Here is a 13,373-nt window from a genome sequence, read left to right as displayed (position 1 = left end):
ACCCCTCGACCGGCAGAGTCGGGTGGTGGGGGCAGGATCCGCGGGATTTCGGAGGGTGGAGTCCCCGGTGACGCCCGCGCCGGTGCCGGGTGCCTTCTCGGCCGGGGTCGCCCGGCCCTGCTTTGCTCGGCGGAGCCGTTACGCTGGAGGCGTGGCAGTCGTCGATGTATCCGAAGAGCTCAAGTCCCTCTCCTCGACCATGGAGTCGATCGAGGCCGTTCTGGACCTCGACAAGCTGAGGGCAGACATCGCCGTGCTCGAGGAGCAGGCGGCCGCGCCGTCCCTGTGGGACAACCCGGACGAGGCGCAGAAAATCACCAGCAAGCTGTCCCACCTCCAGGCCGAGGTCAGGAAGGCCGACACGCTGCGCGGCCGGATCGACGATCTCGCGGTGCTGTTCGAGATGGCCGAGGAGGAGGACGACCCGGACACCCGCGCCGAGGCCGAGGCCGAGCTCTCCGCCGTCCGGAAGGCGCTGGACGAGATGGAGGTCCGGACGCTGCTCAGCGGGGAGTACGACTCCCGCGAGGCGCTCGTGAACATCCGCGCCGAGGCCGGTGGCGTCGACGCCGCCGACTTCGCCGAGAAGCTGCAGCGGATGTACCTGCGCTGGGCGGAGCAGAAGGGCTACAAGACCGAGATCTACGAGACCTCGTACGCCGAAGAGGCCGGCATCAAGTCGACCACCTTCGCCGTGCAGGTGCCGTACGCCTACGGCACCCTCTCCGTCGAACAGGGCACCCACCGCCTGGTCCGTATCTCGCCCTTCGACAACCAGGGGCGCCGGCAGACCTCCTTCGCGGGCGTCGAGGTCCTCCCCGTCGTCGAGCAGTCCGACCACGTCGACATCGACGAGAGCGAACTGCGCATCGACGTCTACCGGTCCTCCGGGCCGGGTGGTCAGGGCGTCAACACCACCGACTCCGCCGTGCGCATCACGCACCTCCCCACCGGCATCGTCGTCTCCTGCCAGAACGAGCGGTCGCAGATCCAGAACAAGGCGACGGCCATGAACGTTCTGCAGGCGAAGCTGCTCGAGCGGCGCCGGCAGGAGGAGCAGGCCAAGATGGACGCCCTCAAGGGCGACGGCGGCAACTCCTGGGGCAACCAGATGCGTTCGTACGTCCTGCACCCCTACCAGATGGTCAAGGACCTGCGCACCGAGTTCGAGGTCGGTAACCCCGAGGCCGTGTTCAACGGCGAGCTCGACGGGTTCCTGGAGGCCGGAATTCGCTGGCGCAAGCAGCAGGAGAAGTAGGTTTGTCGACAAGGCAACTGCCTCCGAGTCGGGGGCAGTTGCCTTTTGTCTGCCCTGCCGCTCCCGTGATGTCTGGGTTTTGCATCACAATCACGGATCCCAACACACGGCAAAGCGTGCCGACTTGGACATTGCGTGCGCAATGACCTTGACGTTGCTTTGAAAAATGGGAAGGGTGAAGTGTGGCATGCGTATCTCTGGGGCGCATGTGAACCGGGGGGCTTCAGCTACATCTCAGCTACCAGCTATCCCCGTCGATCACCGCCCCGAGCGCGGCCTCATCGACAATTCGGCTACTGGGGGTAGCAACCATATGACCAAGAAGACGCGGATCCGGGTCGCGCGCATCGCCGCCGGCGCCGTGATCGCGGCGGGCGCCTCGCTGACCGTGGCGGGTGTGGCTTCGGCCGCCGGTGACGAGGGCGGCCTGAGCGGCCTCGTCGAGACGTCCGTCGACGTCGACGTCACCACGCAGGACTGCACCATCGAAGTCACTCCGGACTGCGACCCCGGTGGTACCGCCGCCGGCAACGACGGCGGTGCGGGCAACGACGGCGGTGCCGGTAACGACGGCGGTGCCGGTAACGACGGTGGCGCGGGCAACGACGGCGGTGCCGGTAACGACGGTGGCGCGGGCAACGACGGTGGCGCGGGCAACGACGGCGGTGCCGGTAACGACGGTGGCGCGGGCAACGACGGTGGCGCGGGCAACGACGGCGGCGCGGGCAACGACGGTGGCGCCGGTAACGACGGTGGCGCCGGTAACGACGGCGGTGCCGGTAACGACGGCGGTGCCGGTAACGACGGCGGTGCCGGTAACGACGGCGGTGCGGGCAACAACGGTGGCGCCGGTAACGACGGCGGCGCGGGCAACAACGGCGGTGCCGGTAACAACGGCGGTGCCGGCAACAACGGCGGTTCGTCCAGCACCGGTGGTAGCTCCACCACGGGCGGCGACTCCACCGGCGGCAGCACCAGCACCACCGGCGGCTCCGGCACCACCCCCGACGGCACCTCCGTCCAGGAGGCCGGCAGCTCCGCGCTGACCGACACCTCGGACTCCACCTCCGACGCGGCCGCCCAGGGCGGTGGCAAGGAGCTGGCCGAGACCGGTGCCGGTCAGACCACCTTCCTGATCATCGGCGCCGCGACGATGATCGCCGGCGGCATCGGCTTCCGTGTGCTGCCGCGCCTTGTCGAGGGCCGTGGCGGGGCGGCCGCCGCCTGACGGTAGTCGCGTCCGTACGTACCGTACGCGCGCATGTGAAGGGGCCCGGAGCTTGCCTGCTCCGGGCCCCTTCGGCGTCGTACGACGTCTTTACGCGGTCTGGTGGGCCAGCAGCGCCACCGCCGCCACCAGCACCGCCAGCAGCGCGATCAGCGCCATCGGGTTGAGACCCGCGAAGAAGTTCTCCTGCTGCATCCGCTCGCGGTTCGCGCGGCACACGGGGCACCGGCCCTCGCTCACGGGCGCCGCGCAGTTAGCGCACACCAGCCGGTCGTACGTCATGCGCTCGCCCTCCTTGCACCGGTTCCATGTACACAACGCTCACAGAAGCGCGAACGTTCCCCCTCACCACTGTGCCAGGTTCCTCCGGAGGCTGCGCGGGCGCCGGGAGAGCTGCCCTGCGACCACTCCAGAAGCCCTGCCCGGTACAAAAGTGCACAAGCCCCGCGCAACCGCAACCGGTGACTGCGCATGCGTACCCGGTTCGCGTATGGTCACGCTCATCTACCCCCGGCGACCCGTGGTGCATCCGTGATCCGATTCGACAACGTCTCCAAGGTCTACCCCAAGCAGACCCGCCCCGCACTCAGGGATGTGTCCCTCGAGGTGGAGAAGGGCGAGTTCGTGTTCCTCGTGGGGTCCTCCGGCTCCGGTAAGTCCACCTTCCTGCGGCTGATCCTCCGCGAGGAGCGGTGCAGTCACGGTCAGGTGCACGTCCTGGGCAAGGACCTCGCGCGTCTCTCCAACTGGAAGGTGCCGCAGATGCGCCGCCAGTTGGGGACGGTGTTCCAGGACTTCCGGCTGCTGCCGAACAAGACGGTGGCGGAGAACGTCGCCTTCGCGCAGGAGGTCATCGGCAAGTCGCGCGGCGAGATCCGCAAGTCCGTGCCGCAGGTGCTCGACCTCGTCGGGCTCGGCGGCAAGGAGGACCGGATGCCCGGTGAGCTGTCCGGTGGTGAGCAGCAGCGGGTGGCCATCGCGCGGGCCTTCGTGAACCGGCCCAAGCTGCTCATCGCCGACGAGCCCACCGGCAACCTCGACCCGCAGACCTCCGTCGGCATCATGAAGCTGCTCGACCGCATCAACCGGACGGGCACCACCGTGGTGATGGCGACGCACGACCAGAACATCGTGGACCAGATGCGCAAGCGCGTCATCGAGCTGGAGAAGGGCCGCCTCGTCCGCGACCAGGCACGCGGCGTCTACGGCTACCAGCACTGACCGCGACCGTCCACGGAAAGGCCTCAAGAACACGCCATGCGCGCCCAGTTCGTACTCTCCGAGATCGGTGTCGGTCTCCGTCGCAACCTGACGATGACCTTCGCCGTCATCGTCTCCGTCGCCCTGTCCCTGGCGCTCTTCGGCGGCTCGCTCCTGATGAGCGACCAGGTCAACACGATGAAGGGCTACTGGTACGACAAGGTCAACGTCTCGATCTTCCTCTGCAACAAGAGCGACGCCGAGTCCGACCCCAACTGTGCCAAGGGCGCGGTGACCGACGACCAGAAGAAGCAGATCAAGACCGACCTGGACAAGATGTCGGTCGTCGACACGGTCAGCTACGAGTCGCAGGACGACGCCTACAAGCACTACAAGGAGCAGTTCGGCGACTCCCCGCTGGCCGCCTCCCTCACGCCGGACCAGATGCAGGAGTCGTACCGCATCAAGCTGAAGGACCCGGAGAAGTACCAGGTCATCGCGACCGCCTTCGACGGGCGGGACGGGGTGCAGTCGGTGCAGGACCAGAAGGGGATCCTGGACAACCTCTTCGGGCTGCTCAACGGCATGAACTGGGCGGCGCGGGCCGTGATGGCGCTGATGCTCGTCGTGGCCCTCATGCTGATCGTCAACACCGTGCGTGTCTCGGCGTTCAGCCGACGGCGTGAGACCGGGATCATGCGGCTCGTCGGTGCCTCCGGCTTCTACATCCAGGCGCCGTTCATCGCGGAGGCCGCGGTCGCCGGTCTCATCGGCGGTACGGTCGCCTGCGGATTCCTCGTCGTCGCGCGGTACTTCATCATCGACCACGGGCTCGCCCTGTCCGAGAAGCTGAATCTGATCAACTTCATCGGCTGGGACGCCGTCCTGACGAAGCTTCCGCTCATCCTCGCCACCAGCCTGCTGATGCCGGCGCTGGCCGCGTTCTTCGCGCTGCGCAAGTACCTGAAGGTGTGACGCATGCCAAGGGGGTCGTACGGGCAAGCGACCGTGCGGCCCCTTCGCGTTCCCCTAGACTCACCGCCATGTCAGGCCGTGACCCGTTCTGTCCGTCCCGCCGCTTCGGCCGTGGGGCTGCCCTGACGTTGGTGTTCGCGAGTGTGCTCGTCGCGGGCGCGGCGACCGGCTCGTTGCCGGGCGACGGCGGCGGGAGCGCGTCCGGCGAGGCCCGTGCCGCCGCCCCCGTCGGCAACCCCGAGGCGGTGACCAGGGCCGCCGAGGAGGCGATGGCCGACGGAAAGTCGCCCCTGGAGGCCGCCGAGCGGGCCGTCAGCCGCAGCGGGGACCGGTGGGCCGCGGTGTACTCCGAGGGCGAGTACGAGGAGTTCGCGGAGTCCCTCGACGGCCGGTACACCGGTGTCGGTCTTGAGGCGCGGCGCGAGCGGGACGGCCGGATCGAGGTCACCAAGGTGCAGTCCGGGTCGCCCGCGGCCGCCGCCGGGATCCGCGCGGGCGACCGGCTGCGCAGCGTCGACGGGCAGGCGGTCGACGGACGCCCGGTCACCGAGGTCGTCTCCTTACTGCGCGGTGACGCCACGGACGCGCCCGCCGGCACCACCGTCCGTCTCGGCCTGGAGCGCGGCACACGCGCGTGGACCGAGACGCTGCGCCGGGCCCGCCTGTCCACCGACTCGGTCACCGTGCGCACCCTCGCCGGCGGCGTCACCGTCATCAGGATCGCCGCGTTCACCAAGGGCGTCGGCGACACCGTCCGTACCGCCGTACGCCGGGCCCCGGCCGGCACCGGGATCGTGCTGGATCTGCGGGGGAACTCCGGCGGCCTGGTCACCGAGGCCGTCTCCACCGCCTCCGCCTTCCTCGACGGCGGCCTCGTCGCCACCTACGACGTCGAGGGCGAGCAGCGCGCCCTGCACGCCGAGCCGGGCGGCGACACCACAAGACCGCTGGTCGCGCTGGTCGACGGCGGCACGATGAGCGCGGCCGAGCTGCTCACCGGCGCCCTGCAGGACCGCGGCCGCGCGGTCGTCGTGGGCTCCCGCACCTTCGGTAAGGGCTCGGTCCAGATGCCGAGCCGGCTGCCCGACGGCTCCGTCGCCGAGCTGACCGTCGGCCACTACCGCACCCCCTCCGGCCACACCGTCGACGGCACCGGCATCACCCCGGACCTGGAGGCCGACGACAGGGCGCTGGAGCGCGCCGAGACCGTCCTCAGCGGCCTCGGGGACGCGTCCTGAGCGTGCGGTTCCCCGGCCGTCCACCGGCCTCGTAATCGGCTTTCCCCCAGGCCCCCTCCAGGTGCGAAAATGGCCGCACTATGAGCAAGGGAATGTACGTACCGAAAGAGTCCCAGCCGAAGCAGGGCAAGCCGGCCGCGGACAAGACCAAGGGCCAGCGCAAGATTGTCGCGCAGAACAAGAAGGCCCGGCACGACTACGCGATCATCGACACCTACGAGGCCGGTCTCGTGCTCACCGGCACCGAGGTGAAGTCGCTGCGTCAGGGACGGGCCACGCTGACCGACGGCTTCGTGCAGATCGACGGCGGCGAGGCCTGGCTGTACAACGCCCACATCCCGGAGTACTTCCAGGGCACCTGGACCAACCACTCCGTGCGCCGCAAGCGCAAGCTGCTCCTCCACCGGGAGGAGATCGACAAGCTGGCGGCCAAGTCGGAGGAGACGGGTCACACGATCGTGCCCCTCGCCCTGTACTTCAAGGACGGCCGGGCGAAGGCCGAGATCGCGCTGGCGCGAGGCAAGAAGGAGTACGACAAGCGGCAGACCCTGCGGGAGAAGCAGGACCGCCGGGACACGGAGCGGGCGATCGCCGCGGCCAAGCGGCGGCAGCGGGGCGCGTAGCCGGCCGTTCACCGTCCGCTCGCCGGTGGCTCGCCGGGCGCTCACCGGGCGGCGGGAATAAGGTGGCATCGGTGCGCGTTGGTCACGTACGATGGCACCTGCACTCCACGCGGGTGCGAGAGCCCCTCTTCGGAGGGATTGAAAAATCAACATGGGGATGATCGGTTTCGACAGCGGTTGTCGAAGCAGGGGAAGCGTGTCGAGGAAGCGGCCATGATCTCGTAAACCACAGGCCGAAAAAAATAATCGCCACTATCAAGAGCGATTCTCCCAAGGCGACGCAGTTCGCCCTCGCTGCCTGATCTCAGGTAGCTAGGCAACTGCCCCTTACATAGGGAGTGTCAGCCCGGGCTCGTTCCCGACCCGGATCCTGGCATCAGCTAGGGAACTAAACCTTGATCCCGGTCACGGGGTGAAGAGGGAAACCAAACAGTGACTGGGCCCGTCGGCGACTTGTTCGCGTGATCGCCGGGGCCGAGAAAAGCACAGCGAACTGCACACGGAGAAGCCCTGGTTCCGCACCGTTGGACGCGGGTTCGATTCCCGCCATCTCCACGAGACATCCCATGTGAACAGAAGACCCCGCCCCTTTCGAGGGGCGGGGTCTTCTGTTGTGTGCGGCTCAGCTCAGGCTGAACGTCGACAGGCGCAGCCCCTCGCTCAGCACCAGGTACACGTCCGTACGGCCCTTCGCAGCCGCCGACAGGTCCGCAGTCACCGTTTCGTACGTGTACGGCGATCCCGTGCCGGCCGTGTGCGCCGTGCCGGCGAGCGGGCCGGTGGGGGAGCCCAGGCGGAGTTCGACTGTGCCGGGTGAGGTGCCGGCCACGCGGGCGGTGAGGCGGGTGATGCTGGGGGCGAGGCGGGTGTCCTTGAAGCGCAGCCAGGCTCCGTCGGCCGTCGCCTCCACCGCCGTGCCGCGCACCTTGGACTCGTCGACGAGGCGGGTGGCGTCGTAGTCGTCGAAGTTCTCGGCGCGGGTGACCCGGGAGAGGTCACGGGGTGGGATGGTCTCGCCTCTGACCTGCCAGGTCGTGCTCGTGCGGATGTCCGACGAGGAAGCGCCGACCAGGACGTCGTACGTGCCCGTCTCCACCGCCCACTTCGAGCGGGTGACGTCCCAGTGGGCGAGGTCGGACGGGGTCAGCTTCAGGCGGACCGTTCTCGTCTCGCCGGGTTTCAGCGACACCCGCTGGAACGCCTTCAGCTGCTTCAGGGGCTGTTCGTCGCGGGAGACACGCTGGTGGACGTAGAGCTGGACCACCTCGTCGCCCGCCCGGGTGCCCGTGTTGGTGACCTTCACCTGATAGCCGTCGGTCACGCGCCGCAACTCACCGTAGCGGAAGGTCGTGTACGACAGGCCGTGGCCGAAGGGGTAGAGGGGGCGGCCCTTGAAGTACTGGTAGGTGCGGTCGGACTTGATGATGTCGTAGTCGAGGATCGAGGGGAGGTCCGTCTCCGAGCGGTACCAGGTCTGGGTGAGGCGGCCCGAGGGGTTCGCGTCCCCGTAGAGGAGGTCGGCCAGCGCGTTGCCCGTCTCCTGGCCGGCGTGGGAGGTCCACAGGAGGGCCGGGACCTCCTTCTGCAGTGCCCCGAGCGTGGTGGGGTAGCTGTTCTCGACGATCACGACCGTGTTCGGGTTGGCCTTGCGGACCGCTCTGACCAGGGCTTCCTGGGCGGGGGCGAGGGCCATGTCGGTGCGGTCGTGGGCCTCACGGCCGTTGATGGAGGGGTTGGAGCCGACCACGACGACCGCGGTGTCCCTGCCCTTGACCGCGGCCACGGCCTCGTCCAGGCCGCTCCTGACCACGTTCTTCGTGTAGTGCGCCGCCTGCTCCTTCGGGACCAGGCCGAGGGTGCCGTCCGGGCCGGTTGGGCCGAGGTAGACCGGGTTGGACCACCAGGGCTCCTCGGTCTCGTAGCCCGCGTAGCGCAGGAGGTGCGTGCCGTCGGGCTGCTGCTCCAGCTTGAACTGCTGCTGGGCGAACCAGCCGCCGGGCTGGATCTGGTCGTTGACGAAGTTCGACCAGTTGTAGCCGACGTAACGGCCGTTGGCCGCCGAGCGCAGGGTGAGCACGCCGTGGCCCCAGTCGAACACGTCGAACTGGGCCTGCGCGGTGGGCTCTTCGGCGCTCTCCTTCAGCGCTCCGCCCGCCGTGCCCGTGCCCGCCGTGACGTACTTGCCCGTCGCCGCGTCCCTCAGCGTGATGCGGTCCACGCCCTCGCTGGTGGTGACGGCCGTGCCGAGCTTGGCGGCGATGCCGTCGGCGGGGGTGACGGCGTAGGGGAGGGTGCCCGAGTACCAGTCGGTGTAGAGGGTGTCGGCGAGGGGGCCGACCACGGCCACGTCCTTGCGGGAGGGCTTCAGGGGGAGCGTGTTCGCCTGGTTCTTGAGGAGGACCGCGCCCTCGGTCGCCGCCTCGCGGGCCAGTTTCCGGTGCTTCGGGCTGTTGATCACCGACTTGTCGATCCCGCCGTACCTGCCGCCGCCCGGATCGAACTCGCCCAGGCGGACCCGCACCGAGAGGATGTGGGAGACGGCCGTGTCGACATCGGCTTCTTCGAGCAGGCCCTGCTGCAACGCCGAGTTGATGGCACCGACCGTCGGGCCCGAGTCCGCGCTGTTGTCCGTGAAGCTGTCGATGCCGGCCTTCAGGGCGGCCGCGTCGCCCTCGGCGAGGGTGGGGTAGTAGCGCTGGTCGCCGGGGAGGTTGGCGGGGGCGAAGGCGTCGGTCACGTTCAGCAGGTCGCGGTCGGTCCAGGTGCGGACGACGTCGTTCAGGTCCGGGTTCACCGTCGCGGGACGGCCGTTGACCAGGTTGTAGGAGGACATCACGCCGGTGGCCGCGTCCGCCTCGATCGCCGGTCTGAAGGCCGCCTCGTCGTACTCCTTGGCCACGCGCGGGCGCAGCTCGGAGGAGGTGGTCGTGCGGTGCCACTCGTTGTTGTTGGCGAGGTAGTGCTTCAGCGTCGGAGCCGTCTTGAGGTGGTCCGGATCGCCGCCCGTCAGACCCTTCCCGTACGCCGTGGACAGGGCGCCGGTGAGCGTCGGGTCCTCGCTGTAGCCCTCCTCGTTGCGGCCCCAGCGCGGGTCGCGGAGGAGGTTCACCACCGGGGCCCAGAGGTTGAGGCCCCAGCCGTCGGGGCGTTCCTGCTGGAAGCCGCGGGTCTCGTCACCGACCGCCGAGCCGACCCGTTCCATCAGCTCCGGGTCCCAGGCCGAGGCCAGGCCGACGGCCTGCGGGAAGACGGTGGTCTCGCCGAGCCAGGCGACGCCGTGCAGGGCCTCGGTGCCGGTGCGGAAGGACCGGATGCCGAGGCGCGGGATCGCGGGCTGGTGCTGGTGAAGGAGGGAGATCTTCTCGGGGAGGGTCAGCCGGGCGAGCAGGTCGTCGACGCGTCGGTCCACGGAGAGGCTCGGGTCGCGGAAGGGGTACGAGGGTTCGGCCGTCGCGGGGACGGTGGCTCCCAGGCCGGCGATCAGGGCGAACGCCAGCGTCAGCGTGGTTGAGCGGCTTCTTCGTCTGCCTTTCATGTCACGGCTCCTTCGATGTCTCGTTGCGGCAGGGCCTTGCACATCGGGGCGGTTCAGGCGGGGCGCGGTGCCGTGCTCGCCCGCTTCGTCAGCCGGGGCGGCAGCAGGGTCGCCTCGGGCACCTCGTCACCGGCCAGCTTGGCCATCAGCAGCTCCACCGCCCGCTCGCCCACCTCCGCCGACGGCAGGGCGATGGAGGTGACGGGGACGCGGAGGCTCTCGGCGAGTTCGTCGGGGCAGATCGCCGTGACCGACAGGTCGGCGGGGACCCGTAGGCCGAGTTGCTCGAAGGCGTCGGTCAACGGCTCCAGGACCGCCTCGTTGTGAACGACCACCCCGGTCAACGCCGGTTGTTCACGCAGGAGTTGCTCCGCCACCCGGCGGGCCGCGCCGGGCGTGGCCTCGCAGGGGTGGACGGCGGAGGCGAGCCCGCTGCGGTCGGCGGCCGCGGTGAAGCCCTGCACGACGCGCTGGGCGAACGCCGTCCCGCGCACGTACACCTCCGGTGGTGACCCGACCAGCGCCACCACCCGGTGTCCGAGCTGCGCCAGATGCTCCACGCAACGCTCGCCCGCCGTCCGGAAGTCGAGGTCGATGCAGGTCAGCCCGGCGGCCTCCTGCGGGAAGCCGATCATCACGGACGGCCGGTCGAGGGAGCGCAGCAAGGGCAGCCGGGGGTCGTGGAGCTGGACGTCCATCAGGATCAGGGCGTCGACGAGGGCCGTGTCCGCGACCCTGCGCAGTCCGTCCTCGCCCTCCTCCTGCGTCAGCAGCAGCACGTCGTGGTCGTAGCGCCGGGCGGCCGTCACCACGGACACGGCGAACTGCATGACGACCGGGACGTGGATGCCGGCCCGCAGCGGTACGACCAGGGCGAGCACGTTGGAGCGGCTGCTGGCCAGGGCGCGGGCGCCCGCGTGGGGCCGGTAGCCCAGTTCGCGGATGGCCGCCTCGACCCGCTGCCGGGTCTCCTCGGAGATCGGGCGCTTGCCGCTGAGGGCGTAGGACACGGTGCTGGGGGAGACCCCCGCCTGCCGTGCCACGTCGGTGATCTTCACCATCAGTCCAGCTCCAGGGTCAGGAAGCCGGTGCCCGCCTGCGCGCGCGCGAGCCGGTCCCCGGCCGCCAGGCTCCACGGTGCCGAGGGATCACTGGAGGAGGCCCGCAGGGTGTCTCCCTCCCGGACGACGGTGAAGGTGACCTCCCCGACCCGCACGGTCACCTGGGCGCCGCGCCGCAGGCCGTACGTGCGCAGGGTGACCCCGTCGGCGTGCGCGTAGTCGGGCCGGTCGGCGTGGGCACCCACCGGGATCACCGCGCCCGGCCGTACCAGCAGGGGCAGGCTGAGGACGTCGTGCCGTTCGCGCACCCAGCGCGGTCCGGTGACCGTGCGGCCGGTGAGGTAGTGGGTCCAGGTGCCCTCGGGGACGTAGTAGGTGACGTCTCCCTCGTCGCTGAAGACGGGCGCGACCAGCAGGTCGGGGCCGAGCATGTACTGCCGTTCCAGGTGCGCGCAGCCGGGATCGTCCGGGAACTCCAGGATCATCGCCCGCATCACCGGCGTCCCCTCCTCGTGGGCGACGCGTGCGGCCTCGTACAGATAGGGCATGAGCCGCAGCTTCAGCCGGGTGAAGTGCCGCAGCACGTCCACGGACTCGTCGTCGAACAGCCAGGGGACCCGGTAGGAGGAGCTGCCGTGCAGGCGGCTGTGCGAGGACAGCAGGCCGAAGGCCAGCCAGCGCTTGAACAGAGCGGGTGTCGGTGTCCCCTCGAAGCCGCCGATGTCGTGGCTCCAGAAGCCGAAGCCGGACAGGCCGAGCGACAGCCCGCCCCGCAGCGACTCCGCCATCGACTCGTACGTCGCCTCGCAGTCGCCGCCCCAGTGCACGGGGAACTTCTGGCTGCCGGCCGTCGCCGACCGCGCGAAGACGACCGCCTCGCCCTCGCCGCGGTGCTTGCGCAGCACGTCGAAGACGGTGCGGTTGTAGAGGTACGTGTAGTAGTTGTGCATCCGCTCCGGGTCGGAGCCGTCGGACCAGACCACGTCGACGGGGACGCGCTCGCCGAAGTCGGTCTTGAAGCAGTCGACGCCCTGGGCGAGCAGCGCCTCCAGTTTCTCCGCGTACCAGTCACGGGCGGCCGGACTGGTGAAGTCGACCAGTGCCATGCCCGGCTGCCACAGGTCCCACTGCCAGACGCTCCCGTCCGGTCTGCGAAGGAGATGCCCGAGCGCCTTGCCCTCCGCGAACAGCGGGGACCGCTGGGCGATGTACGGGTTGATCCACACGCACACGTGCAGGCCCTTCGCCTTCAGCCGGGCCAGCATCCCCTGCGGGTCCGGGAACACCCGCGGGTCCCACTGGAAGTCGCACCAGTGGAACTCCCGCATCCAGAAGCAGTCGAAGTGGAAGACGGAGAGGGGCAGTTCACGTTCCCGCATGCCCTCGATGAAGGAGGTCACGGTCTCCTCGTCGTACGACGTCGTGAAGGACGTCGACAGCCACAGGCCGAACGACCAGACGGGCGGGAGCGCCGGGCGGCCGGTGAGGGCCGTGTACGTGCGGAGGATGTCCTTCGGGGTGGGGCCGTGGACGACGTAGTACGTCAACTCCTGTGTCTCGGCGCTGAACTGCACCTTCGACACCGTCTCCGAGCCGACCTCGAACGACACCTTGCCCGGGTGGTCGACGAAGACGCCGTAGCCCGCGTCGGTGAGGTAGAAGGGGACGTTCTTGTAGGCCTGTTCGGTGGCGGTGCCGCCGTCGGCGTTCCAGATGTCGACGACCTGGCCGTTCCTGACCAGCGGGCCGAAGCGTTCGCCGAGGCCGTAGACGCTCGTTCCGACGCCGAGGTCGAGTTGTTCGCGCAGGTAGTGGGTGCCGGTCGCGTCCCGCATGATGCCCATGCCCTTGGGGCCGCTGGAGGTCAGGACCCGGCCGTGGGCGAGGAACTCGACGTGCCAGGGGCCGCCGCGGGTCACGCGCACCGAGAGCGCGCCGGAGGTCAGGGTCGCGTGCTCGTCGTCGTAGGAGATCTGGGGGACCGTCTCGCCCCGGGTGAGGTCGAACCGGGGCTCGCGTGGCTGCTCGCCCGTGAAGTGGGTCAGGGTGAGACCGATGACGTCGGGCATCGGGGTGTGGGCGGTGATCGTCATGACCGGTCCCGTCATCAGGTCGCCGCGCGAGCGGATGGGCCGGGTGGGCGCGTGGATCTCCAGGACGCCGTCCGACTCGCTCACGTCGAGCACCTCGGCCGGGTAGGCGGCCGTGACGCCCTCGCGCAGCAGCCAGTAACCATCGGTGAACTTCATGTGTGG

At 69.5% G+C, this 13,373-nt stretch carries 10 protein-coding genes and 1 other RNA gene; 7 read left to right on the top strand and 4 right to left on the bottom strand.

Translation table 11 applies throughout. The features are described from left to right. Positions 1 to 151: 151 nt before the first annotated feature. Entirely contained in the window at positions 152 to 1,258 is a 1,107-nt protein-coding gene (gene prfB, locus IE263_RS41010) for a peptide chain release factor 2 (RefSeq protein ID WP_189943198.1), read from the top strand. A 313-nt stretch (positions 1,259 to 1,571) separates the two neighbouring features. Next, positions 1,572 to 2,486 (top strand): hypothetical protein, encoded by a 915-nt coding sequence (locus tag IE263_RS41005; RefSeq protein WP_189943197.1) that lies wholly within the window; start codon positions 1,572 to 1,574, stop codon positions 2,484 to 2,486. A gap of 90 nt (positions 2,487 to 2,576) precedes the next feature. Here IE263_RS41005 and IE263_RS41000 read toward each other — a convergent pair whose 3' ends face one another. Beyond that, positions 2,577 to 2,768 (bottom strand): hypothetical protein, encoded by a 192-nt coding sequence (locus tag IE263_RS41000; protein WP_189943196.1) that lies wholly within the window; start codon positions 2,766 to 2,768, stop codon positions 2,577 to 2,579. Positions 2,769 to 3,017: 249 nt separating this feature from the next. On the opposite strand from IE263_RS41000, the gene ftsE reads away from it, so the two are divergent. The 5 genes from ftsE (at position 3,018) to ssrA (ending at position 7,080) form a co-directional block, all read left to right on the top strand. Next, on the top strand, positions 3,018 to 3,707 hold the full coding sequence (ftsE, locus tag IE263_RS40995; protein WP_004000799.1) for a cell division ATP-binding protein FtsE: 690 nt from the start codon (positions 3,018 to 3,020) through the stop codon (positions 3,705 to 3,707). 36 nt (positions 3,708 to 3,743) lie between these two features. Continuing rightward, positions 3,744 to 4,661: a permease-like cell division protein FtsX gene (gene ftsX, locus IE263_RS40990; RefSeq protein WP_189943195.1), complete on the top strand. Its 918-nt coding sequence runs from the start codon at positions 3,744 to 3,746 to the stop codon at positions 4,659 to 4,661. A gap of 68 nt (positions 4,662 to 4,729) precedes the next feature. Next, positions 4,730 to 5,899 (top strand): S41 family peptidase, encoded by a 1,170-nt coding sequence (locus IE263_RS40985; RefSeq protein ID WP_189943194.1) that lies wholly within the window; start codon positions 4,730 to 4,732, stop codon positions 5,897 to 5,899. Between the two features lie 92 nt (positions 5,900 to 5,991). Then, entirely contained in the window at positions 5,992 to 6,522 is a 531-nt protein-coding gene (gene smpB, locus IE263_RS40980) for an SsrA-binding protein SmpB (RefSeq protein WP_189943193.1), read from the top strand. A gap of 153 nt (positions 6,523 to 6,675) precedes the next feature. Beyond that, positions 6,676 to 7,080: a transfer-messenger RNA gene (gene ssrA, locus IE263_RS40975) on the top strand. A 64-nt stretch (positions 7,081 to 7,144) separates the two neighbouring features. On the opposite strand, the gene IE263_RS40970 is transcribed toward ssrA, so the two are convergent. From IE263_RS40970 to yicI, 3 genes are read right to left on the bottom strand one after another with little or no spacing between them, the layout of a single operon-like run. Continuing rightward, positions 7,145 to 10,057, bottom strand: a complete 2,913-nt coding sequence (locus tag IE263_RS40970; RefSeq protein ID WP_189943192.1) for a glycoside hydrolase family 3 protein — start codon at positions 10,055 to 10,057, stop codon at positions 7,145 to 7,147. 53 nt (positions 10,058 to 10,110) lie between these two features. After that, a complete protein-coding gene (locus tag IE263_RS40965; protein ID WP_189943191.1) occupies positions 10,111 to 11,118 on the bottom strand; it encodes a LacI family DNA-binding transcriptional regulator in 1,008 nt (335 codons plus the stop codon). Continuing rightward, the gene (gene yicI, locus IE263_RS40960; protein WP_189943190.1) at positions 11,118 to 13,367 is read right to left on the bottom strand and encodes an alpha-xylosidase; all 2,250 of its coding nucleotides are present in this window, start codon (positions 13,365 to 13,367) and stop codon (positions 11,118 to 11,120) included. Before yicI ends, IE263_RS40965 begins: the two co-directional genes overlap by 1 nt. Positions 13,368 to 13,373 lie beyond the last annotated feature (6 nt).

It is taken from the genome of Streptomyces aurantiogriseus (assembly GCF_014649375.1).
GTDB lineage: Bacteria > Actinomycetota > Actinomycetes > Streptomycetales > Streptomycetaceae > Streptomyces > Streptomyces aurantiogriseus.
This window is presented reverse-complemented; position numbering and strand designations above follow the sequence as displayed.

What these genes read in the sequence shown, in the direction of transcription:
- IE263_RS41005 (WP_189943197.1), top strand. Translation starts at nt 1,572, where the DNA reads ATGACCAAGAAGACGCGGATCCGGGTCGCGCGCATCGCCGCCGGCGCC.
- IE263_RS41000 (WP_189943196.1), bottom strand. Translation starts at nt 2,768, where the DNA reads ATGACGTACGACCGGCTGGTGTGCGCTAACTGCGCGGCGCCCGTGAGC.
- ftsX (WP_189943195.1), top strand. Translation starts at nt 3,744, where the DNA reads ATGCGCGCCCAGTTCGTACTCTCCGAGATCGGTGTCGGTCTCCGTCGC.
- IE263_RS40985 (WP_189943194.1), top strand. Translation starts at nt 4,730, where the DNA reads ATGTCAGGCCGTGACCCGTTCTGTCCGTCCCGCCGCTTCGGCCGTGGG.
- smpB (WP_189943193.1), top strand. Translation starts at nt 5,992, where the DNA reads ATGTACGTACCGAAAGAGTCCCAGCCGAAGCAGGGCAAGCCGGCCGCG.
- IE263_RS40970 (WP_189943192.1), bottom strand. Translation starts at nt 10,057, where the DNA reads ATGAAAGGCAGACGAAGAAGCCGCTCAACCACGCTGACGCTGGCGTTC.
- IE263_RS40965 (WP_189943191.1), bottom strand. Translation starts at nt 11,118, where the DNA reads ATGGTGAAGATCACCGACGTGGCACGGCAGGCGGGGGTCTCCCCCAGC.
- yicI (WP_189943190.1), bottom strand. Translation starts at nt 13,367, where the DNA reads ATGAAGTTCACCGATGGTTACTGGCTGCTGCGCGAGGGCGTCACGGCC.